Origin of the sequence: Bremerella sp. TYQ1 (assembly GCF_020150455.1) — a bacterium.
Lineage (GTDB): Bacteria > Planctomycetota > Planctomycetia > Pirellulales > Pirellulaceae > Bremerella > Bremerella volcania_A.
On record NZ_CP083740.1, the window covers coordinates 4,882,439 to 4,905,345 of the forward strand.

Annotated in this window: 22 protein-coding genes; 18 read left to right on the top strand and 4 right to left on the bottom strand. The window is 53.5% G+C overall.

Annotated features, from left to right (window positions below; translation table 11 throughout):
* Window positions 1–5: 5 nt before the first annotated feature.
* The 5 genes from fba (at window position 6) to LA756_RS19805 (ending at window position 4,683) form a co-directional block, all read left to right on the top strand.
* Entirely contained in the window at window positions 6–1,022 is a 1,017-nt protein-coding gene (gene fba / locus LA756_RS19785; protein WP_224436457.1) for a class II fructose-bisphosphate aldolase, read from the top strand.
* Window positions 1,023–1,306: 284 nt separating this feature from the next.
* Entirely contained in the window at window positions 1,307–2,167 is an 861-nt protein-coding gene (gene panC, locus LA756_RS19790) for a pantoate--beta-alanine ligase (protein ID WP_224436458.1), read from the top strand.
* A gap of 33 nt (window positions 2,168–2,200) precedes the next feature.
* Window positions 2,201–3,529, top strand: a complete 1,329-nt coding sequence (locus tag LA756_RS19795) for a prolipoprotein diacylglyceryl transferase (protein WP_224436459.1) — start codon at window positions 2,201–2,203, stop codon at window positions 3,527–3,529.
* Between the two features lie 51 nt (window positions 3,530–3,580).
* Window positions 3,581–3,946, top strand: a complete 366-nt coding sequence (locus LA756_RS19800) for a cupin domain-containing protein (protein WP_224436460.1) — start codon at window positions 3,581–3,583, stop codon at window positions 3,944–3,946.
* A 164-nt stretch (window positions 3,947–4,110) separates the two neighbouring features.
* Window positions 4,111–4,683 carry an RNA polymerase sigma factor gene (locus LA756_RS19805; RefSeq protein WP_224436461.1) on the top strand — a complete coding sequence of 191 codons (573 nt, stop codon included), beginning with the start codon at window positions 4,111–4,113 and terminating at the stop codon, window positions 4,681–4,683.
* 104 nt (window positions 4,684–4,787) lie between these two features.
* Here the strand turns inward: LA756_RS19805 and LA756_RS19810 are convergent, their stop codons facing one another.
* Complete coding sequence (locus tag LA756_RS19810) at window positions 4,788–6,518, bottom strand: solute:sodium symporter family transporter (protein WP_224436462.1); 1,731 nt, start codon at window positions 6,516–6,518, stop codon at window positions 4,788–4,790.
* 441 nt (window positions 6,519–6,959) lie between these two features.
* Complete coding sequence (locus LA756_RS19815) at window positions 6,960–7,355, bottom strand: hypothetical protein (protein ID WP_224436463.1); 396 nt, start codon at window positions 7,353–7,355, stop codon at window positions 6,960–6,962.
* A 347-nt stretch (window positions 7,356–7,702) separates the two neighbouring features.
* On the opposite strand from LA756_RS19815, the gene LA756_RS19820 reads away from it, so the two are divergent.
* The 11 genes from LA756_RS19820 to LA756_RS19870 all read left to right on the top strand — a co-directional run bounded on the left by LA756_RS19820 (window position 7,703) and on the right by LA756_RS19870 (window position 17,161).
* Window positions 7,703–8,758: a type II secretion system F family protein gene (locus LA756_RS19820; protein ID WP_224436464.1), complete on the top strand. Its 1,056-nt coding sequence runs from the start codon at window positions 7,703–7,705 to the stop codon at window positions 8,756–8,758.
* 24 nt (window positions 8,759–8,782) lie between these two features.
* Complete coding sequence (locus LA756_RS19825; protein WP_224436465.1) at window positions 8,783–9,928, top strand: type II secretion system F family protein; 1,146 nt, start codon at window positions 8,783–8,785, stop codon at window positions 9,926–9,928.
* A gap of 38 nt (window positions 9,929–9,966) precedes the next feature.
* Window positions 9,967–11,211, top strand: a complete 1,245-nt coding sequence (locus tag LA756_RS19830; RefSeq protein WP_224436466.1) for a type II secretion system F family protein — start codon at window positions 9,967–9,969, stop codon at window positions 11,209–11,211.
* Between the two features lie 17 nt (window positions 11,212–11,228).
* Window positions 11,229–11,651, top strand: coding sequence for a hypothetical protein (locus tag LA756_RS19835; RefSeq protein WP_224436467.1), 423 nt, complete (start codon window positions 11,229–11,231; stop codon window positions 11,649–11,651).
* Window positions 11,648–12,115, top strand: coding sequence for a type II secretion system protein J (locus LA756_RS19840; RefSeq protein ID WP_224436468.1), 468 nt, complete (start codon window positions 11,648–11,650; stop codon window positions 12,113–12,115). The genes LA756_RS19835 and LA756_RS19840 overlap by 4 nt, the downstream gene beginning before the upstream one ends.
* Complete coding sequence (locus LA756_RS19845) at window positions 12,112–12,525, top strand: hypothetical protein (RefSeq protein WP_224436469.1); 414 nt, start codon at window positions 12,112–12,114, stop codon at window positions 12,523–12,525. Before LA756_RS19840 ends, LA756_RS19845 begins: the two co-directional genes overlap by 4 nt.
* On the top strand, window positions 12,525–13,595 hold the full coding sequence (locus LA756_RS19850; protein ID WP_224436470.1) for a DUF1559 domain-containing protein: 1,071 nt from the start codon (window positions 12,525–12,527) through the stop codon (window positions 13,593–13,595). Before LA756_RS19845 ends, LA756_RS19850 begins: the two co-directional genes overlap by 1 nt.
* A 12-nt stretch (window positions 13,596–13,607) precedes the next feature.
* On the top strand, window positions 13,608–14,054 hold the full coding sequence (locus tag LA756_RS19855; protein WP_224436471.1) for a hypothetical protein: 447 nt from the start codon (window positions 13,608–13,610) through the stop codon (window positions 14,052–14,054).
* A 42-nt stretch (window positions 14,055–14,096) separates the two neighbouring features.
* The gene (locus LA756_RS19860) at window positions 14,097–14,540 is read left to right on the top strand and encodes a response regulator (protein WP_224436472.1); all 444 of its coding nucleotides are present in this window, start codon (window positions 14,097–14,099) and stop codon (window positions 14,538–14,540) included.
* A 64-nt stretch (window positions 14,541–14,604) separates the two neighbouring features.
* Window positions 14,605–16,530 (top strand): PAS domain S-box protein, encoded by a 1,926-nt coding sequence (locus LA756_RS19865; protein ID WP_224436473.1) that lies wholly within the window; start codon window positions 14,605–14,607, stop codon window positions 16,528–16,530.
* Complete coding sequence (locus LA756_RS19870) at window positions 16,499–17,161, top strand: response regulator transcription factor (RefSeq protein WP_224436474.1); 663 nt, start codon at window positions 16,499–16,501, stop codon at window positions 17,159–17,161. Before LA756_RS19865 ends, LA756_RS19870 begins: the two co-directional genes overlap by 32 nt.
* Window positions 17,162–17,177: 16 nt before the next feature.
* On the opposite strand, the gene LA756_RS19875 is transcribed toward LA756_RS19870, so the two are convergent.
* Entirely contained in the window at window positions 17,178–17,450 is a 273-nt protein-coding gene (locus tag LA756_RS19875) for a hypothetical protein (RefSeq protein ID WP_224436475.1), read from the bottom strand.
* A gap of 373 nt (window positions 17,451–17,823) precedes the next feature.
* Here LA756_RS19875 and LA756_RS19880 point away from each other — a divergent pair, with 373 nt between their 5' ends.
* On the top strand, window positions 17,824–18,729 hold the full coding sequence (locus tag LA756_RS19880; RefSeq protein WP_224436476.1) for an HDOD domain-containing protein: 906 nt from the start codon (window positions 17,824–17,826) through the stop codon (window positions 18,727–18,729).
* Between the two features lie 135 nt (window positions 18,730–18,864).
* On the opposite strand, the gene LA756_RS19885 is transcribed toward LA756_RS19880, so the two are convergent.
* Complete coding sequence (locus tag LA756_RS19885) at window positions 18,865–20,226, bottom strand: BBP7 family outer membrane beta-barrel protein (RefSeq protein ID WP_224436477.1); 1,362 nt, start codon at window positions 20,224–20,226, stop codon at window positions 18,865–18,867.
* 533 nt (window positions 20,227–20,759) lie between these two features.
* On the opposite strand from LA756_RS19885, the gene LA756_RS19890 reads away from it, so the two are divergent.
* Window positions 20,760–22,574 carry a hypothetical protein gene (locus tag LA756_RS19890; RefSeq protein ID WP_224436478.1) on the top strand — a complete coding sequence of 605 codons (1,815 nt, stop codon included), beginning with the start codon at window positions 20,760–20,762 and terminating at the stop codon, window positions 22,572–22,574.
* Window positions 22,575–22,907: the final 333 nt, after the last annotated feature.

A 22,907-nucleotide genomic window follows, 5' to 3' on the forward strand; every position in this document is an offset into this window, starting at 1 on the left:
ACCTCATGGCTTTGATTCCCCTACGGGTGCTGTTGGATCACGCAGCCGAAAATTCTTACGGCGTGGCTGCCTTCAATGTCAACAACATGGAACAGATCCAGTCGATCATGGAAGCCGCCAAGGAAACGGATTCCCCAGTGATCGTCCAGGCTTCGCGTGGTGCTCGTAAGTACTCGCAAGACAACTACCTGCGTCACCTGATGCTGGCCGCCTCGGAACTGTATCCAGAAATTCCAATCGTCATGCACCAGGACCACGGCAACAGCCCTGAGACCTGCATGAGCGCCATCGAAAATGGCTTCACTTCGGTGATGATGGATGGCTCGCTGAAAGAAGACGGCAAGACCCCAGCTGACTACGACTACAACGTTGCCGTCACCAAGAAGGTCGTCGAAATGGCCCACGCCAAGAACGTGAGCGTCGAAGGCGAACTGGGCTGCTTGGGTTCGCTGGAAAGCGGAACTGGCGAAGCGGAAGATGGCCATGGTGCTGTCGGCGAACTGAGCCACGACCAACTGCTGACCGATCCAGAAGAAGCGGAACGCTTCGTCGCTGAAACCGGCTGTGACGCATTGGCCGTTGCGATCGGTACCAGCCACGGTGCTTACAAGTTCACCAAAGCACCAACCGGCGACGTGCTTGCCATGGATCGTATCGAAGAGATCCACAAGCGTCTGCCAAACTGCCACCTGGTGATGCATGGTAGCTCGAGCGTTCCTCAGGAACTGCAAGACATCATCAACCAGTTCGGCGGCGAGATCAAGCAAACCTACGGTGTACCAGTTGAAGAAATTCAACGTGGTATCAAGCACGGCGTTCGCAAGATCAACGTCGACACCGACAACCGCATGGCCATCACCGGTGCCATCCGCAAAGTGCTCGCCGAGAAGCCTTCCGAATTCGATCCACGTGCTTACCTGACTCCGGCTCGCGAAGCCATGAAGAAGGTTTGTATCGATCGCATGGTCGCCTTCGGTCAGGCCGGTCAAGCCTCGAAGATGCGTGAAGCCAGCTTGGTCTAAACCAAGGTGACAATCGAGACCATTAAAAAGGGCTGTGCTTCTCGCGCAGCCCTTTTTCTTTCATCGTAACGAAGTTTACGAGAAGTGTTGATAAAGTATTGATCTCATGTAAGTGTACTTGTGTCAAGAAAGAGGCCAAATCGAGGTCGAAAACGCCGAAAAATAAGGGCGTTGATTCCTCAGGGCGGTCTCAGGGAAAGAGTCTTAGGCACTTGGACGTGTAAGCTTGTACAATGAGAGAGGCGTGTTCGTCCTTCGCGAGCATGGCCTTCAGGACCCTGGAAATGACCGCAGCCCCTCAGGTTTTTCACGACCCCGCAGCGCTTCGAGCCGCCATTCGTAAAGCTCAAAGCGAAGGGCAAAAAGTTGGTTTGGTCCCTACCATGGGCGCCCTGCACGAAGGCCACTTAAGTCTCGTTGCCCAGTCGCAAAAGACATGTGACGTGACCGTCGTGACGATCTTCGTGAATCCAACCCAGTTTGCCCCCGGCGAAGATTTCGAGAAGTATCCGCGGACGCTCGATGCTGACTTGAAGTTGCTGTCGGCGTTCGATCCTGTCTGGGTATTGGTCCCCGAAGTCGAAGCGATGTATCCGACAGGGAGTACGACGGTGGTGCAAGCTCCGGAGATTGCCAAGCCGCTGGAAGGGACGTTCCGGCCGAGCCATTTCGATGGCGTGGCGACCATTGTGTTGAAGCTGTTTCAAGCAGCCCCAGCCGACGCGGCTTACTTCGGTCAGAAAGACTTTCAGCAAGTCCGAGTCATCGAAGAAATGGTTCGCGACTTGATCGTTCCGATCGAGATTGTCCGCTGTCCGATCATTCGCGAAACGGACGGCCTGGCGATGAGCTCGCGGAATCGCTACTTATCGGAAGAAGAACGGAAGAAAGCGTTAAGTATTTCACAAAGCATTTCGGCTGCCGCAGCGAGAATTGAGTCTGGCGAAACCGACCCCGCCCCAATTCAACAGCAGATGAACGCGGCTCTGCAAGATGCTGGCATGCAGTTGCAATACGCGGTGATTGCCGATCCGCGTTCGCTGGAATCAGTAAAGACAATCGACGGCGAGGTCGTTATCCTGGTGGCTGCCAAAGTCGGCTCGACGCGGCTGATCGACAACATGTTGGTAACGCCCGCCGCGTAAGATAGAACGAAAACCGAACCCCCGAAACCGATCGTGCAACGAACCCTATTTCTCATTCCCGTTCCGGACGACCTGTTTGGCCTGCCTGTGGTTGGATGGGGTTGGCTTTTGATTGTTTGGGGGGTGATCGTTGCCGTCTGGATATTCCTCCTTTCCAAGAAGCCAGACTTTCAGCAAGAACTGCTAGGGCACGTTCCGCTGTTCGCGGTCGTCGCCGCGGCGATCGTCTTTGTCTTGCCGATGCTTCGCGTGAGTGAAGGAGGGCAGATCGGATTCCCGGTCCGCGGCTATGGCGTGCTGCTGGTCTTCGCGATTGTATCGGCAGTCGGTTTGGCCGCCTATCGTGCGCAGCGGATGGGGCTGAATCCTGAGGTCATCTATTCACTGGCGATGATATTGATCGTCTGCGGTGTGGTCGGGGCCCGAGTCTTCTTTGTGATTCAGTACTGGGAGAACTTCTATCGCCCCGGCGACATGGCAGGAACGCTCAAAGAGGTTTTTAAAGTGACCGAGGGCGGGATCGTTGTGTACGGTTCTTTAATCGGTGCCGCGGTTGCGTTCGCCCTGTTTTGTTACCGCAAGCAAATCAACGCATTGGCGTTGGCCGACTTGATTGCCCCCAGCTTGATGATCGGCATGTTTTTCGGGCGACTCGGCTGCTTCATGAACGGTTGCTGTTACGGAGGGCTTTGCATGCTTCCGCTGGCAGTTCAGTTTCCGCAAGGCGTCGCTCCGCAGTATACGCCCCCCTACGTTCGGCATCTGGAAAATGGTGCGTTCTACGGATTGCTGTTCGTGCAAGACGAAGAGGGTCAGGTCATCGTGGCGAATGTGCTGCCAGAGTCTTCGGCCAGCAAGACCGGCAAGATCGAAGTGGGCGACGTCGTCGAAAGCATCGACGGCTATCCACTTCAAGGGCAGCCTTACGCACCGCTGGAAGTGCTGAAGAATCGCTTCCTCGCTTCATGGATGAAAGAAGACCCGAAGCAAGGGACGCTTGAGATCAAGTTGGCCGACAAAGGAGATGTCGCGCTGCATGTCGACGAGATGCCGAAGGCTTCGCTGCCCATTCATCCGACGCAAGTCTATAGCAGCTTGAACGGCCTGATTCTTTGCCTGTTGGTGTTGGCCTACTATCCCTTTCGTAAAGTCGACGGAGAAGTCATTGCGTTGACGTTGGGGCTTTACTCGATCGCGAGATTTCTGCTGGAAGTGATTCGAACCGACGAGTATGCGATCGGCGGAACGGGTCTCACCATTTCGCAGAACGTGAGCGTGGTGATCTTGCTGCTTTCGATCGTACTGTTCGTTTATGCTCGGCTAAGAAAGCAGCCTCTTGCCTGGCCTCGCAGTGCTGCTTAACAATGGGTGACTTCTCGGAGAGTTCTCTGGCTCGTTGAAGGAAACCCACGCATGCCTATTCCGATTCCCGCTCCCTCGGTCATTGAAGCTGCCGGCAACAAGCCGAAGATAATTCAAGAGTTTATTGGCCGCGTTAATTCGCAAACGGACGACGTCAGTATTGCTCGAATGGTCAGTCCCAGCGGCTGGGTCGAGCCAGGGCAAACGCCGGAGTTCGACGAGTATACGCTGGTGCTCAAAGGAGAGCTGACGGTCGAGTCGAAAGAAGGTGTCCACGTGGTTTCGGCCGGTCAGGCAATAATCGTGAAAAAAGGAGAATGGGTTCGCTACAGTAGCCCGCATTCCGATGGTGCGGAATATGTGGCCATTTGCTTGCCTGCATTCTCACCAGAGACGGTAAATCGCGATTCTGAGTAAGTTTGAGGGGTGCAATGTGCTCGAAAAAAGGGGGCACTTCGGCTACGATAGAACGAGTCTTCCCTTTCCCCGTCGAGCCGGAACGCGCGGTCAATCGAGTTCCTCGGGGAGAACTCTAAAATCCCAATCTCCTCCGACATCCATCCACCCCGGCAGCTTCGTTCGTGTCCGACGATTCGCTCCTGATCCAGCGTATTCTTCAAGGGGATTCGTCCGCTTACGAAGAGATTGTGCGCTGTTATCAGCAGCGGCTCTATAACACGATGGTCCACATTCTCGGATCGAAGGAAGATGCCGAAGATGTCGTCCAGGAGTCGTTCGTTCAGGCCTACTTAAAGCTCGGCACGTTTCAGGGGAACAGTGCGTTTTATACCTGGCTGTATCGTATTTCGTTCAATATCGCGATAAGTCATCGTCGTCGACGCAAGAAGGTTCACTCGATCGATCAAGTTCGCGAGGAAGTTGGCAGCGAGCCAATCGACCGTAGCGAAGGGCCCGGCCATCGAATCGAACAACAGGAAAGTATTCGTCAGGTTCACGAGGCACTCACGAAGCTTTCCGAAGAGCATCGCGATGTCCTGGTACTTCGCGAGTTAGAAGGAATGGACTACGACCGGATCGCGGAAGTGCTGGAGCTGCCTGTCGGAACCGTTCGCAGCCGATTGCATCGTGCTCGAAGTCACTTGAAGGAGTGCCTGGAAGTGATGATCGCTCAGTCCGAGCGTGGTATGCCGTAGGGGCGGTGCTGATCGCATCGCCAAGAAAAAAATAGAGGACTTGAGCCGACGTCCTGCCAGACCGTTAAGCCCAAGCCCTCTCGGGTGGATCGAATGCGGATCGTTTAGTCGACTTGAGCCGCTTGTGCTTGCGCTTCGGCTTGCTGTTCTGGCGTTACGGGGAAGATCTTGTCGATCAGCGCGAAGAACGAGTAGATCCCGAACACGACGACAATCAAGGCAATGCCAAGTGGTTTCGCCAACGGCCAACGGGTCATATCGACGGCGCCAGAATCCTTTTGTTCGTACGGTGTATCACGCGGACTAACGCGAGCCATTATCAGCTGGAAGCCGACTAGCGTCACAAACATCAGCCCCAGGAAGTGGAAGTCGTAGAACGGTTTGTTCAAGTCGACCGCTGCTCCATCGGTCATCGGCTGAATCAGGAAGTAGAACACTGCAATGGCAATAAAGCCAAAGATGAGCGCGATGTCTGCCGCGATCTTCGGAGCACGCTTCGAGAGCATGCCGACAAGCACGACCGAGAAAATTGGGATGAAGTACAGCCCGTTCATCTTTTGAAGATAGCCAAAAATGCTTGTTTGCCCGGCAAGCAGCGGTGCAATCGTCATCGAAGCTAATGCGAGCACGGTGCCTGCGATTTTGCCCGATCGAATAACGCTTTCGTCCGAGGCGTCGGGATGCAGCATTTGCTTGTAAACGCCCAGGCTGAACAGAGTCGCGGTGCTGTTAAGTGCCGAGTTGAACGAGCTGAGAATGGCACCCACCATGACAGCAGCAAAAAAGCCTGCCAGCCAAGTCGGAAGCACGTTGCTGACAAGTGTTCCGTAAGCCATGTCATTCTTAGCGATCGATTCGCCATACAGGTGAAAAGCGATCAGGCCGGGGATAACGAGAATCAGCGGAGCAAGGATCTTCAATACGCCTGCCAGCAAGACGCCCTTTTGGCCTTCTTTGAGGCTGCTCGCTCCGAAGGTTCGTTGAATGATCTGCTGGTTGGTACACCAGTAGAACAAGTTCAGCAGCAGAACGCCGGTAAAGAGTGTCGAAACAGGAACCGACGATTCTGGTCCACCGAGCGAGTTGAACTTTTCGGGGTTGGCTTGATAGAGCTCTTCGACAGCTCCGAAGATGCTTTCGCTATTGATGGCATTCAGACCAAAAAACAAGATCAGAAACCCGCCCACCAACAGGCCGAACCCGTTGAGCGTATCGGAAATGGCAACGGTTCGAAGGCCACCGAAAATTGCATAGATCGAACCGATGATACCTATCATCCAGACGGCACCCCAGAGGATCGTGTAGTCAGCTGTCGACATGGCACCGGAAGATGCGTCCGCGGCAACGGCCGCGTCTTCAAAGCCAAGGATCCCTTTCACATCCAAAATGCCGGTCAGCCCTGTGGCTCCGGTGTAAAGGATGATCGGAAGCAAGATAGCGGCGTAAGCGACAATGAAAATGAGCGAAGTGATGGCTCGCGTTGAATCGCCGAAGCGTTCCTCCAAGAACTCGGGAACCGTGGCGATCCCGCTTTTTAAGTATCGCGGCAGGAAGTAAAGGGCCATGATCACGAGCGACGTGCCGGCGAGGACCTCCCAGGCCATCACGCAAATCCCGTCTTTAAAAGCAGCACCGTTCAAGCCGACCAACTGTTCGGTCGACAGGTTGGTCAACATCAAAGAGCCTGCGATATAGCCGCCGGTAAGGGACCGCCCGGCAAGGAAGTAGCCAGCAGAAGATCCATGGTCGTCTTTGCGTGTCAGCAGCCAGGTAATCAAACCGACTAAAGCCGTGAAAAAGACGAAGGAGCCTAAGATGATGACCGTATCAAGCATGGGGTGCCTGTGAATGGTTGCGGGGCATGACGAGCGGGCAAACTGTTGAGGTTAACCCGTACAAGGAGCAAGACAATGAGAAAAGTGCAATGGGCTTTGAGAAATCTTGCGAAATTTGCTGGCGCCATGCAATCCCCCTGCACCGGAGCGTTAGCGTCTTACTGGCTAGGTCACGAAAACGAGAGTTGCGGTTGGCGATTGTTTGTGCAGCAGGGACCTCGGAAAAGAAAACTTTTCGTTTTGTCCAATCAACGCCGCCGAGATTGGCCGATGGATAGAGTAGAGACCCACTCTCGTCGAGATTCGGCAAACCACAGTGCAGCTGTTTTGGTTGTGCCTAGAATAAGTTTCAGCCACAGAACTAATAGCGAGAGGTGACCGATGTTCTTTATCGTTTCGATTCTTCAGCAGCAGCGAAAGCAAAAATAGTTTTGGCTTTTGCTAGTTTGTCCCCGCCGAATCTTCCGTAATCGAGAACTTCGGCAATGGCGAAGCTTCAGCCCCCGTCGGTATCAGGCGAATCTCACGAATCGCCAATTTTCCGATCAATGGAAGTCCTACCATCTCGGCGGAAATCAGGTACGTTTCCGGGGCACCGAGCGGCAGTTCGCCGAGAGTTGTCGTCGCCACCGATTCCGGGTTATCGCTCAGCAAGAGCAAGTCTTCCACGAAAAGCTTCTCCCCCACGTAAATCCGCATGCGGGCCTCTTGTGTAGGGCTGGTGCAAATCGCATCGACCTCGATGCGGTAATTGCCTGCCGCGGTGATCTTCGCTCGCCAGATCGCCTGCTGGTCTCGATGTTGGAAGCCGGTGATTTGATCCCAATCGTCGAGCATTAGGCTCTCTCCGGAAAGCTGGGCGGTGAGGGGAGAGAGTTGGAGTGAACCGTTGGAATCTTGAAAGATGACAGGCGCCTGTTTTTCTGAGGTAGATGCCGAGTTGTCCGCTTGAGTTGCATGTGCGTCTGGGCCCTCAGGCTGGGCGTTGGTCGTTCGAATCGGCGAGGGCTGATGCGTCGTTGGTTCTGGGGCAGACCGTTGGCAGCCCCAAATCGGCAATGCCACGAGCAATGTTAGAAGAAAATTGAATTTGCACAAAGTGTTGGTTTTCTTCCGTCGAGGGGGATTCGTTGTTAGAATAAGGAGCGGCGACTTTTCTATTCTTGCCCCTGGAAAGACTGTGTGTGGCTTCGACACGTCCATCATACCGTTTGGAAGATATTCTGGCTTTAAACGCCGAGATTATTTCTTTATCGCGTGTCGAACTCCCTCTCGATCCGCATTTAGGGCGGATGAGCAAAGAGCTTTCCGGCCGCCTTCGCCAATTGGGTGAAGATCTGTCGAAGAGATTATCCAGCGGTCAGCCCCTGGACGAAGCGATCGATGAGTTGGGCAGCGGGTTTCCGCCCATGTATCGGGCCGTCGTAACTGCCGGACTGCGAAGTGGTCGGCTTACCTCTGCACTAGAAGATGTGGCCGCGACGGCTCGTCGTATTCAGAAAGTACGGATTTCGTACCTGACCGCTTCGGTTTATCCCGCGATTCTGCTGATTCTAGCGGGCCTGTTTGGAATGACCGTCGGCATGGAGCAGCTGCGAATGATGCGCGAGATCTGCGTCGATTCGTTCCTGCCAGAGACGTCCTACATTGTTCGCTCGATTGATTTCTTCTCGGCGCTCAAGCCCCTGTTTATTGCGCTGATTCCTCTTGGGGGAGCGTTGTTGTTTTGTATCACCTTGTTGCAAGTGTGGCCGTCGTTTCTTTTTTTAGGAGACGGTTTCGTGGTTTGGCTACTTCCAGGCGCCAAGAAAGTGGCTCGTAACTGCCAGTGGGCGATGGTATTTGACCTGATGGGTTTGATGATTCGGCACGAGTGCCCATTGCCGGAAGCTGTTCGTTTGGCGACCGAAGCCACGGGAAGTCGCCGCATGATGCAGCTCGGACGCGAATGGGCCGAACGGATTGAGAAGGGGGATATCAAGTCAGCGCCTGAGGAACTGAATCCGCTTAGTCGTTGGCTGTTAGGATCTCAGCAGGAACCGGAAGCGCTCGCGAATAGTCTTGCGTTGACAGGCCAGCGGTACTACGCGAAAGCTCGTCGCCAAAGCTTGTGGATCCAAAATCAGCTTCCTATTTATGCCACGTTGGTCATCGGTGGCTTCGTCGTCATTCTTTATGCCATGATGCTGTTCATTCCTTGGATCGGAATTATGCGGCACGTACTTGTTCTTCCCGCTTAGTTGTTTTCCTTCCGCGTTTCGTTCATGCCGTCACCTTCCGATTCCTCGAATCACGAACCTGATCGCTCGTCCCTCGGCGGCGCGTCGACGGTAGATGTTTCGAAAGACGAAGCGACGCCCAAGCCAGCATCACCGATCAAACTTAGTCATGCCGAGTCGTTAGAACTGCTGCGATATATCGGAGAACTTTCGAAAGCTGGCCTTCCGTTAGACGACGGGCTAGAGGCCTTTGCAGAGGAAATTTCTCATCGAAAGCTTCGGCAAACGCTACGGCAATTGGCCAAGGAAGTCCGTTCCGGGGGAAACCCATTAGCGGAGCATGAACTGAGCTTCGTTCGATTGCCCAAGTATCACCAGTGCATCTTAATCGCGGGTATCAAGTCGCAGCGTTTGGGAGATACGCTGTTCGAGTTACTGGAAGAGGAGAACTGGCGAAGCGAATATTGGCGAGACTTGTGGGCGGCATTGTCGTATCCCATGCTATTGGCGACCGTCACGCTGTTGGTGGTTGATCTGTTGAACGTCTTTATCATGCCCATGATTCAGTCGCAATTCCTTTCGATTTACGAGGACTTCGAATTAGATCTGTCATTCGACCCTGCCATTTTTCAGTCGCCAACGATCTCTTGGACCAGTTTCTTTTTGTTGGGCGTGGTAGGCATCTTTTTGATTCCTGCATTTCTGACGCCTGCGCAGACATCGATGCTGCGAAGGAGCATGCCGCTGATTGGCAAGATCTTCTGGTGGTACGAATCGTTGGACTTGATTATCAAGCTGCGTCTTTTGGTTGCCCAGGGAATCGCCACGCCGACTGCGCTGCGGTTGTTGGAAGGCGCCATCGCAAGCCGACGTTTTGCTCAGCTTGTGCCGCTATGGGCCGAGGAAATGGAGCGAGGTAAGAAGCTTACCGAAGTATGGCAAGACTCGCTCGATATTCCGACATCGATTTTGCCGCTCATTCGCTGGGGAGAAACGACCAGCCAACTGGATGACGCGTTAGGAAGCGCCGAGTTATTGTTGAAAGAGCGACTTGCATTACGGCGTGAGCTGATTCGTAAGATCGGACCGCCATTTATTACCATCATCGTTTTGGCGGCCCTATTCTGGGCTGCCGTTCGACTTGCCGTGTTGGTGTCGCCACTGATCGACCTTATTCAAGCGTTGACGTAAGACGTATGGAATTGCTTTATCACCTACAGAACCTTTGGATGGCAGTCCTGCTTGGGATAGTGCTTCTGATCCTGGCGAATCAGTGGGATAGCACTACCCATGAAGGCTCTTCCTTTCTGCGACGCTCACTGCGTCTGGCAGCATGGATGTTCATCTGTATTGGTGGTTTGGGATGGTGGATCGGTGTTTCCGGTTTTGTCGCCGTCATTCTCGTTCCGGTAGTTAGCCTGGTGTTTTTCGGTTTCGGGCTTCAGCGATACCGGGTAATGGAAAACCGCAGTCTCGTTTCCATTGTTATGGCAGGCATGGAGAAAGGGATCTCGCCGATTTCTAGTGCCGTGGCATATCGTCAGGAAGCGGTTGGCATGCAGCAACGCAAGGCAGATCGTTTCGCCAAGGCGCTCGGCGCTGGTATGACGCTCGTCGAAGCGGCTCGTGTTGCGCGAGTATTTCTGCCTGCGGAAACGCTCATGACGTTGGAGCTCGGCCGCGCTTTGGGAAGTGTCGACGACATCAATCGGCATTCGAAGCAATTTACTCGCGACGATACGACCAACTACGGTAACTTGGACTTGTTCCTTGGTGGTTTAATTACCGTGGTTTTGGTTGGCAGTTTTCAGCTGGCGTTGTTGTCATTTACCGACCGCAAAATCAAACCGTACTTATATCAGATCATGGAAGAGTTCGATCTCAACGCGAGTGGGTTCCCCGCTTTGTGGAGATGGAGCGAGTGGTCGACGGAAATTATTTTATGGTGCCTGTATTTCATCATCCCAGTCGCCTCGCTGTTTTTCATTTTAATGGTGATAGTTCAATTTGGCTGGATGAGTGAACTTCCGTGGCGACTACGCTGGGTTCATGGGCCGATCAATGAGTGTCGACTTTTAAATGTCCTGTCGGTCGTCGTTGCGGCTGAACTGCCCCTACAGAGTTCCTTGGAAGTCATTAAAGCGAAGTTTCCCTCCAGCAGAATTCGCAAAGTGGCACGCCATGTTTATTACCAGCAGCAACAAGGGGGCGATTGGATCGATGCGCTGCGCGCCGAGCGTATCTTGAACCGCGGAGAAGCCGCACTGGCCACCTCGGCTCAAAAAGCCGGCAACTTGGCTTGGGCGTTGAAGGAGATTTCCATCGGCAAACGCCGGCGTCATTTGCAGCGAATGGCTCCTGCAATGAAAATTGCATTGCCGGTTTTGGTCATTCTGGCCGCAATGCCAGTCTTGTTTGCCGCTATCGGGGTTTTCCTGCCAATTATCAACCTGATTACTAATTTGTCGTTATAGCGTTTGTCGTTTTTGTAATGATTCGTCCCGTCTCAAAACCTGGGCTTTCCGTAATCGAGTGCGTTGTTGCGCTCTCGGTGCTGGCCGTGATGTTGACGACATTGCTCTCAATTCACGTTGTCCAGTCGGCGCGTCTTGGTTTGGCAAAGCACCAATTAACCGCCGAGCAAACGCTCAATAATCTTGCGCAGCGTATCCAATCGGCAGACGTCGATATCGTCACGCAGCAAGCGATCGGCCAATGGGCCGACGCCCAAGAGAAAGAGTTGGAATTGCCACCGGAAACGCTTCATGCAGATGTGCAGATAATCACTGATCCAGCTTCGGGGGTTCGCATCGATTTGACGTGGAATCCGAAGTCACCAAAGCTGCCTGAGTATTCGCTTACTGTCTGGCGATTCCAAGGGGCGATGGAAGAAACCGCGGAGGCCAGCCCATGAGCCGTTCTCGACGATACGGGACAAGCTTGATAGAGACGCTAGTGATTATGGCTGTCGGAGGCGTCATTGCAACGTTGGCAATTAAGCTCGTCCACGAAAGCCAGATCCGGGCCCGCGAAGCTCAGCAAGCGTTAGACCTTCAGGTCGGCATTCGCAGGCTGGATGAACAGTTTCGTCGTGATGCACGCGAAGCAGAAAGCATTCAGATCCCCAGCGATGGTAGGCTGGAGTTGACGTTAGCCGATTCCATGGTCGTGTTTGCCGCCGAGAAAGGACTGATAACGCGAACCGAAACGGAACGCGATACGAAGAAAGTATCGCGAGAAGGATACGGCCTGGCAAATAGTCAGGTCACTTTCTCACAAACCGAAGATGGCAATGCTCGTGTTCTCGTAGTCGTCGGTAATCTGGAGTATTCCTCAGAGGATTACCTCATCGAGCAAGCGATCGGAGGGCAGCCATGAAACGGTGTGCCATAGATGATCGGAACGGCTTTGTCAGCGTACTGGTCCTTATCGCCATGGTTGCCGCGACGATGATCGCCATGGCTTCCCTGACGCACGTTGCACAGCAAACTCGACGCGAATCAGGCAAAGCGAGTGGTCCACAAATCGATTTATTAAGCGAGGCGGCAATCGAGCTTGCCAAAATTCGATTGGCATCCGATGCCAATTACACTGGGGAGACGTGGGAGGCTGCTCTTTCCAGCAACATGCAAAGCGGCTCGGCAACTGTTGTCGTTAAAGTATCTCCTGGCGAGGAAGCGAATCGCCGAGAGATTCAAGTAGACATCGAAGCAGGCGAGTCGGTCGGTCAGACCATACGTCAACAGCGAACAAAAACAATCACACTCCCTGAGTCGGAGGAAGAATAATGAATTCGTGGAAACGCCGCGGTTTTACTTTGGTTGAGCTGTTGGTGGTGATTGCCATCATCGGCGTGCTCATCGCTTTGCTGCTTCCCGCCGTTCAGCAGGCACGAGAAGCTGCGAGGCGCATCTCATGCCAAAATCACTTGGCCCAGTTGATTCTTGCGGTTCATAACTATGAGTCGGCGAATCAGTACTTTCCGGCCGGAACGATTAACGACACCGGGCCAATTCGAAACGCGCCCAAGGGTTATCACCAAAACTGGATCTCGGCGATCCTTCCTTACTTGGGTGACACCACCACCTACGAACATATCGATTTCAGCAAAGGCGTCTACGACAAAGCCCAGAACGGTCCGCGGAACTTAAGCTTGGAAGTCTTGGAATGTCCATCGAGTCCCGTAAGTCGCGCGAATAATCGAGTCGGAATCTCGCATTACAACGGCATTCATAATCACTGCGAATTGCCTATCGACGAGTCGAATACTGGGGCGTTTATCTTGAACAAGCCCTTAGCGGCGAATCAGTTTACCGATGGGATTGCGTTTACGCTCTTTCTTTCAGAGTCCAATATTACGCCCTCCAGCAATCTAGGCTGGATGAGTGGAACCAGGGCGACACTACGCAATACGGGCACATCGCCCAATGGTGGTGCTGCAGTCGCATTGCCCAATGTTTATACCGACCCAGAATGGCTTTCGACGCTGGAAGTCACACCAAACGAAATGGATTTGCCGGTCGATGATTTTGAGGAGGAACTGGAAGAAGTAGCCGAAGAGGGCGAAAAGCCGGCGGAAGCGAAAGACAACGCTCAACCGCAGCAGTTCACCGAAAAAGACTTTATGGATTTTGAGGGTAAGAATTTGCCTCTGCCGACCCTGAAGCGAAGTGTATTTGGTGTGGTGCCTAACGATCCGACTTTGTTTGTGGGTGGTATTGGAAGTCACCATCCCGGCGGCGTAAATGTCGCTCGAGGTGATGGAAGCGTGCGATTTGTCTCGGAAACGATCGGGGCGGTGACATTTCGTCAACTCGGCCACCGTGCCGACGGTCAGCTTCGAGTCGGCGAGTACTAAGAAAGATTGTTGATGCTGCGGGGCCAGTCGTTTCCTCTGATATTTTTGATGCTGCTAGTCGCATTCTCGGCGATCCTGGCACGCATTGCGATGCCGATTGTTCAGTCGTTTCAAGCAAATGAAGTCTATGGCTCGGCCGTGGCGACCGAGCAATGGGTTTCCTGGAGTGCGGCGATGGTGATTACCGGCGCATTCGTCGGCTTGATCATCGGTTGGATTCGCGAGCGTTTTTGGCCTGGCGCGATTGTCGGGTTTATTCTGGGAAGTGTTATTGGTGCTGTTTGTACTCCTTTTCTCGCTGTACCTGCCGCGTTAACTGCTTTATGTGACTTGGCCTGGATCTTTATCACGTTGATTTTGCTTACGTTCGGGACGATACTGATTGAACGTCGTTACTGCAATCAAAGCCGTCGTGGTGAATATGTGAGAGTATTGCAGGAGAATTCGGACGAAGCGTGATGATCGCTTGGCGGCTTGAAAGCATTTGAAAGAGGACATGTAATGGTCAGCAATATCAGTCGAGTTCTGTTGGTCGAGGATAACCCGGCCCACGCGAAGCTGATGATGCGGACGCTTAACGAGTTTGGTGAGTCGCTGGATATCGAACATGTGAGCGATGGTGAAGCCGCGCTCGCCTATCTGTTCCGCAAGGGAAAGTACGAGAACCGCCGATCGCAGCCACACTTGGTGCTTCTCGATCTGCGAATTCCGAAATTCGACGGTTTAACGGTTTTAGGTCGGATAAAAGAAGATCCCGAGCTAAAGCACATCCCCGTTGTTATTCTCACGACGTCCGATGCAGACTCGGATGTTCGCGGCGCCACCGATCGATTTGCTAACAGTTATCTCGTCAAGCCAATCGAGTACCTGCAATTCGTGAATCTTATGCGGTCGGTAGGCGAGTATTGGACCGAGATGAATCAGTCTCCGGGGTCGAAGTCATAGCACAGATACCTGCGAAACCTGGCAGGCTCGAAGAGCACGCTTATTCTTCATAGATGGGGCACGAATGGGAACCAAGCTGCGTTTGATGATTGTCGAAGACGATCCCGCTCACGCGCGGCTGATTGTGCGCGGCTTTCGAACGGAAGTAGACGACTTCGAGCTGACGACCCATTTCTCGTTGAAAGATGCCAGGGCCGCAATCGCGGAATCGGTGCCAGACCTGGTGATCGTCGATCTATCGCTTCCTGACGGCTTTGGGGCTGACCTGATCGAACCACAGGGCAAAGAAGCACGTTACCCGGTGATGATCATCACCAGCCAGGGTGACGAAAAAACTGCCGTCGACGTTCTGAAGCGTGGCGCGATCGACTACGTTGTCAAATCAGAATCGGGCTTCTTTGAACTGCCACGTTTGGCGCGTCGATCGATTCGAGAATGGAATCTACAGCGAGAAAAAGTTGAAGCGGAAGAAGCTTTACGAAATAGCGAGCAGCGCTACCGTGCGTTGATCGACCACTCGCCCACGTCGATTGTCGTTGCCTGTGAAGGAAAGATTGTCCTAGCCAATAGCATGGCACAGAAGTGCCTGGGGGCGAACTCGACTTCGGAAGTCGTCGGCAAAACGATCCAGGCTTTTCAAATTCCTGATGTCGAAGCTCTCGATAAATCGCACGAATCCAGCCCGACCGATCGGAAGCCTGGACAATTGAATGAATATGTCCTGCGGCAAGTCGATGGGACGCTGCTGGATGTCGAGTTGATGACGACGTCGGTCGATTACTACGGCCAAGAGGCAACGCAGTACGTTTTTCAAGATATTACGCTGCGGAAAGAAGCGGAGACGGAGATGCGGATTCGCGACCGCGCGATCGCCTCGGCCAGTGATGGGATTTTTATCGTCCAGCTTTCTAACGAAGAGATGAAAATCGTCGACTGTAATCAAGCCTTCTTGGAGATCGTCGGCTGCCAACGCGACGCTGTTCGTCAGCAAGGGGTCAACGTCATCCGATGCGATTCACGTTACGAGGCTCGGTTTCGGTTAATCGTCGCTGGCATTCATTCAAGGCAACCGGCACGCGATACGATTCGGATTTACACCGAGGGGGAAGCCTATCGCTGGGTCGAGATCTCGATTTCTCCTGTGCATGTTTCGGAAAGTCTTAGCACGCACGTTGTCGGCGTTGTGCATGATATTACCGAGAAGGTAAACGCCGAAGAGGAAATCCGCCGCCGAAATGCTGAGCTTGCTCACTTTCTGCGTCTGACGGCCATGGGCGAACTTGTCGCCGGTTTGGCACACGAGGTGAATCAGCCGCTATATGCGATTTCTAACTATGCAGGTACATGCGAAAACCTGCTGAAGGCTGCCGATGAGATCGACAAGCCTAGCGTTCAGCAATGTGTGACACGGATCGGGCAGCAAGCACGTCGGGCCGCCGAAATCATTCGCCGCTTGAGAAATTACGTGAGCCGCACGGCTCCTAAAGTCGAGGCCTCCGAGATCAGAGACCTCTTAAGTGACTCGGTGGCATTGCTGACGCCGCTGATGGAAGAGCAGGCCATCGAAGTCACGATGGACATAGAACCTTCGACTCCGAGTGTTTTTGTCGATAAAATTCAAATAGAACAAGTGCTGATCAATTTGATCAGCAACGCGACAGATGCGATAGACGATACCAATTCGCAACGCGTTATCGAGATTCGAGCTTCCCTGGTTGAAACCAAGGAAGAGCCAATGGTGCAAATCTCGGTAAGAGACTTTGGGATTGGGATTCCCCCAAATTTCGATGTCTTCGAGGCATTTCAGTCGACGAAGGAATCGGGTATGGGAATGGGACTTTCCATCAGTCGAACGATTATCGAATCGCACGGAGGGAAGATCTGGGTTGAACCAGCTTCTCCGCACGGTACGATCTTTTTCTTTACGCTACCTACCTCCATCCAACAGGTTACAGGCCATGCCGACGAATCCGACCGTGTTTGTCATTGACGACGACCCAGCGGCACGGGAATCGATTGGAATGCTCATCCGTTCGCTCGGGCTTCAAGTTGAGACCTTTGCTTCGGCTGAACAATACTTGCAATCGTTCGAGGCAAGCCGTCCCGGTTGTGTCGTCACCGATATGCGGATGCTTGGATTGAGCGGTCTTGAACTTCAAGAGCAGCTCGTCGAGATGGGAGAACGTATTCCCGTGATCCTGATTTCCGCCCACGCGAATATGCAAATCGCAGTGAAGGCCATGCGGAACGGGGCGATTACGTTTCTGGAAAAGCCCTGCCAACAGCAAGAGATTATCGATGCGGTAAACGAGGCGATCGCCTTGGATGCACGTTGGCGGCAAGAGGCTCAGGAATCGGCCGAAGCACGCGAGAACTATGAAAAGCTTAACGCCGGCGAGCGAGACGTGATGAAGCTTATGATGATTGGTAAAGCCAACAAGGTGATCGCCAATCGTCTGGATGTGAGTCTGCGGACCGTGGAGGCTCGACGGCACAATGTCTTCAAGAAGATGGGAGTGGATAACATTCCCGACCTGACACGCTTGGCGATGAAGATTGAAGAACTGCGTACCGAGATCGAATCGATTCCCGATTCCACCGACGAGCAGGAAGAAGAATAGTCTGTTCGATCTGCGTTTAGTCCTGGGGCTGGCCCAGGACTAACGCTGCAATGCTTAGCGTGACGATCATCGGCAGGATCGTCATGGGGTAAACAGGAGGGCTCGGCTCCTGGTACAGATAATCTCGTTGGATCAGCCAGCCTTCTGCCCTGAGCCAGCCTTCGTCCGTTTTTCGCCAAACGACGGTCACTTCGTCTTGTGCCGCAGGACCTCTCGTTGGCAAGACAACGGAGGTTCCCAGCCACAAGGCAATCAGGATCAGTAAACTACTCAGGAGGAGACGCATCACTTGGCAGACTTTTCTGCGAAATCAATGAGGCAAATTGGTTTTGCCTTAACGATTTTGCAGGGGCCGTGCCAGGAACTGTCTTTTTTGTACGAGTTCTCTCTAACTCGTTGGCCGACTGCGATTTCGGTCTATCTTGTGACAAGCGTCACTAGAAACGATGATGACGTTTTGCGACACGTTGCATAGGTCTTCGTTGCGGAATTGAATCATGAGGTTCGACGACAACGGTTCGATTCGCAGGAAAGGCGATTCTTCTGTCCCTGCCCGTTTGCTCTTGGGGGCGGAGTGACCTATTTATTTCACGTGTGGTTCGCATTGAATTACAGAGCGACCGGGGGATATCTCTTCCAGAAATGACGGGACGGAAATCACAATGACTCAGAATACTTCTCTCAAAGATCTGCTTGCAGGGGCACAGTTGCCAGCGTTGCCTCAAAGTGCCATTCGACTTTTGGAACTTGCTCAGGACCCAGAAAATGGCCCTGCCGAATTTGCGGTACCGATCGAAGCCGATCCTGGCCTGACCGGACAGGTATTGCGGTTTGTAAATTCGTCGTACTTCGGATTCTCTCGCGAAATCTCAAACGTAAAACTCGCCATCACGCTCGTTGGCATTCGTACCATCAAGAACTTTGCACTCTGGAGTGCTGTCTTTAGCTTGATGCCCAACCCTAAGAGCGGCCCTTTTGATCTTAAAAGCCTGTGGCAAGATTCGCTTCGCCGCGGCCTCTTTGCTCGTGCCGTTGGTAAGCATTTAGGTTTGAAAGATGCTGAAGATCTCTTCGCCGCTGCATTGCTGCAAGACATGGCCGTTCCACTGCTGGCCAAGGAACTAGGCGACAAATATCGAACATTGATCGAAGGACGCTGCGAAGGCCAAACCCGCATGTCCGACCTGGAACGCGATACGTTCGGTTGGACTCACGCGGAAGCCGGCGGCGTGATCGCTCGTGGCTGGAGCTTGCCGGAAGCCTTCGCCGAGTTGATCGAATCGCACTTGGATCTGGAAGACTATCTCGAGAATCCAAATCAAGAGCCTGGCCGCGTTGCAGTTGCTCTGTCGGCATTGTTACCGGCAACGGCCGATGAATCGTGGAGCGAATTGGAACGCTTCCAAGCAGCTCACGACAAAGTCATGAACGGCGGTCCTACGGTTGCAGAAACCTTGGACAAAGTCGACAAGGATTACGAAGAGTTCGCTCCCGTCCTCAAGCTGAGCAATCCGTCAGTGACGCTTGTTGAACTGTATCAGCAAAGCCAAGAGAAAGCGGCGACGTAACTCGCCGACGCTGACAACCGAGAAGTTGCTGCGACCACACCTCGAAACAATCCGTTTCGCCAAGCAAGAACTAAAAAAAGCCGCCCCAGCAGGAGCGGCTTTTTTCTGTTTGGCATAACAGGTCGTGAATTTGGCTTACCAGACGAACTCGCCGCCGAAGTAAGCACCGTGCAGAATCAGGTCACTGGAAGCTTGCGTCGATTCGATGATCGCGAAGTCTTCAAAGTTTTGTGGAATCTGGTCAGCCGACAGGGCAACGCCGGTAACGGCAACGGCTCGGTAACCGCCACTGACGGTGAAGCATTGGAACATGCGGTAGTCGACACCGAGGTCCAACTCGCCGAGGAACGAGACGCGGCTTCGCGATGCGTCGATGTCAAACTCTTGGCCGTCGTTGGGGCTCAGAGCGTTGTCGACGACGGCATTGCCTGCGGCACCGTAGATTCGCGATTCATGCGTGATGATGTTGCCGAACAGACCCAGCTTGCTGCCCAGGTGAACATTCCACTTGCCGTGGGTCATGTTACCGATGAAACCGATCTGAGGACCGATCAAGTTATTGGCGACGTCGATGTTGTAGTTCACTTCGTCCGCGGCACCATCGAAGACTGTGTTCGTTGGATCGGAAGAGAACGACATGCCTTCCGAGAATCGGAAGTATCGAATACCGCCGAGCATCCCAACGGAGAAGCTGTGGTGGCCGGTATTGCAGGCAAACATCGTTGGGTCCTGGAACAAGTTCAATTCAACGTTGTAGAAATCGGAACTGCGACGCAGCCGATGAATCTGAGCGTTGTTGAAGAAGTCGTCCAGGTTCGCCAAGCCGCTACCATCGTCGTACGATAGGCCTTGGAACGGATCTTCCAATGGGGTGTTCAGCTGACCGGTCAGGCCTGCGTTGGTGACACTGAATTCGGTCGTGTCACGCAGCGACCAGAAAACACCTTCCCATGCCCATGCACCGCAACCGGTGTATCGGCCAAGGCGGACTTCATAGCCGCCGGTCCAGTCCATGCCGGCATCGTGCGTGCCCATGACTTGACGCGAGTAATCGCCGGTGTCGTAGCTGAGCCACACTTCACGTTCCAGGTCGCGGTTCATAATCAAACCGCCGCCGTAGGCGAACCAGGTCGTGCATGGCATGCAGCATTCGGCGAAGCAATCGTCGTAGCATTCACCGGTCGAGCAGTCGCCGGTCGACATGATCGAGTGGCTTGTGCTTGGGATGGATGGTGCACTGAGTTCCTCTGGCTTGCCTTCCAGAGCATCCATGTATGCCTTGTCTCCCTGAAGCGGTTCGAGACTGGCATCGGGTTTATAGCTGACATTCGAGGTGGGTTGCGACCACAACTTGGCGGGCGCACTTGGTTCGGCATAGTAGGTCGCCCCAGGGCGATATGCCGACGGTTGGTACATGTCGCCAGGAGATTGGGCGAACAATGCGCTGGCACTTAACAATCCTGCTAAAGCACCAGGAACTAATAGAAACGTCTTCATGACAAAAACTCCACGACTTTTGCTTTGAGCTGTTGCAAGCAACAATCTGCAAAGCTGCCAAACAATGCGGAGATACTGGCATCCGTTCCACACTCTGGCTTCCTGCGTCGCGCCGCTACCATGCTGCGCGTGGCCACAACCGTGTGGCCGTTAGCATTCATCGACAGCAGCTAGCGTCTCTGATAGACCGTTTTGAGCCAGTTGACTTCGAAATCGCCAACGCTTTCTCGTAGAACCCGTGCAACCGCTAGCACCCGACAAGAAACGGGGCATTCACTGAAGAAATGGTTGTAGGGATACCCTAGAAGGTAGGGTAAATGTTTGGCTTCCTAACCATGCCTCACGATTTGTAGCTTGTCAAAAAAGTTGGGCTAAAAAAACTTCACCAATTGGGGGAACGTTAACGGCCGTGGATCGGCCAAACCGCTATTGGGGAATTGCCGGCCGCGGCGTTACGATTCGCTGGGCCTCTCTTTTGGCATCGCCAGAGGAACGCCCATTAAGGAAACGACCAGACAATTCCAGGGATTCGGATGCGCCTGACACTGCGAACATTGCTTGCTCATGAACATGGATTGTTAAATGAGCAGCAAGCGGAAGTTATCTCACAGAAGATCGAACAAAGTCCGTTCGTCAGTCAGTTGCTACGTCATCTGAAAGATCGAGCTGCCCGACGCGAGGTCATTCCATTGGCCCTGGAAGCCCGGGGTACCGCAAGCCTGGAAAGGGTGACGCGCTACCTTGATCATGCTTTGGATGCTGAGAGCGTGGTCAAGCTGGAAAATGAATGCTTTGCCTCGGATCGATTACTGGCCGAAATTGCATCGTGCCACGAAATACTCGCTCAGTGGCTGTCGACGCCGGCTCCTATCGAAGTGGAACTACGGCAACGCTTGTATGCAGTAATGCCCGGCCCGGTTCAGTCTTTGCCCGAAGCAGCCGACGAGTTGGCAATTGATCTGCCGGCATTGGCTTTCCAGGGCGATCCTCCGAAGCAGCCGGTCGCCGAGAGAGTTGCGACGGAGCCGAAAGAGAAGCTGGCCCGCCATCCGATCTGGAGTCTTGTCCGGCTTACCGCTTTGGCGGCAAGCGTGATGGCTCTGGTGGCGTTTGCCTATTCGAATCGGGATGCTGCTCGCGAGATGATCGCCCAGCATTGGAAAGACAAGAGTTCCGCCGACGTCGAGACTTCGCCAAAACGCCCCCTAAACGAAGCGGCGGATGCTCCCAAAACGTTTGCGGCGACGACCGAGCCAATCGAGCCGATGCCAGAAGTCGCGATGCTGGAGTCTGAGCCCAACCTTCTTCCAGAGGTCGCTACCACTGCGTTTCATATGCCCGTCAAACCGGAAGGTGGCTTGACCAGCATCTCGTTGCCAGGCTGGACCGTCGAAAAGCAAAGCGGCTCGGTTTACTACGATGCGCAGTCGGAAAGCTGGAAATCACTGCCCGAAGGAATTGTGCGATCAGGGCGAGTCGTTGTTGGACCGCACGGACAATGTCTGCTCAATGATGCAGATATTCAACTTGAAGCGGCGTCCGGCACGGAACTAATAATGCAAGAGCCAAACCGCCCTGCCCTTCGGTACGGTAAGCTCTCGATTTACTTCGATACTGGAAGCGAGTTTGCACTCGATGTTTCTGGACAGAAGTTGCTTGTCCGAAGCATGGAAGCAATGCACCTCGAACTGACGACATCCGCAGTGACTCCGGAGGGCATCGACTTCGCGAGTGCGAAGAATAATCAGGAAGTTCAAATCTGCTGTAAATCAGGGCTCGCCGAAATCGAGATGTCGAGTTGCCGGGGCCCATTCTCTCTTGGTGCCGGGCAAACCGTCATCGCCAATATGAATTCTGGAGTTCGCGGCGGCGAAGTAGACGGCGTTGTGGCTGCTTCCGCGAGCTTTGTGCCAGATCAAGCATTGGCAGTAGCGTTTTCCCACGCATCGGATCCTGTCGACTTGCTGCAGAAGCAATTGTCGTCGTCCGATCCAATCGAGCAGATCTCTGCCGCGAAGTTGCTATGTCAGATGGGACGGCCAGAGGCTTTGCTTTCTATTTGGAATCAACAAACCATCGATAGTCGCCACGTAAGTCTCTCGGACGTTCAGTCCTTGCTGGCTCAAGATGCTGGGCTTGCGGCGACGGCGCAAAGGGTTTGGGCTCAGACTAATCCAGAGCATGGGCGTCTTGTTTACCGCCTGGTTTGTGGTTTTTCAGAAGACCAGCGGAATTCGGAGACGGAAACCCAGCTAAAAACCCTACTTCGGCATCCCGAACCGTCCGTTCGTTTGTGGTCGGAGTTTCATCTGGCAAACGACGACGTCTTTACGGCACCTGTGAATTGACGCTCCTGAGGCAAACTCTGGACCCGGTTTCGCTATGCGAAATGAGGCCCCCTAGCACCGGTAGTCAGGTCGTATCAGTCTTCCCTTGTGGGTTTGCAGGACCGAAGTTGGTCACAATTGGGTCGTAAATAGGCTCTCATGGGGGATATCGTAGTTGGTGTGAATGACTTGCAGCTATCGCGATGGTTGCTCTCGATTTATCGAAAAACGTCGAAAATTTGAACCGAATCGGGGCCTCGCTCCATTTGTCAGCCTCTTCCCTTGCTTGTAGACTGGGTGGTTTCCGCTATAGCATCGATGATGAAACAGAGGCTACCTCTCCGTCGGCAAGGT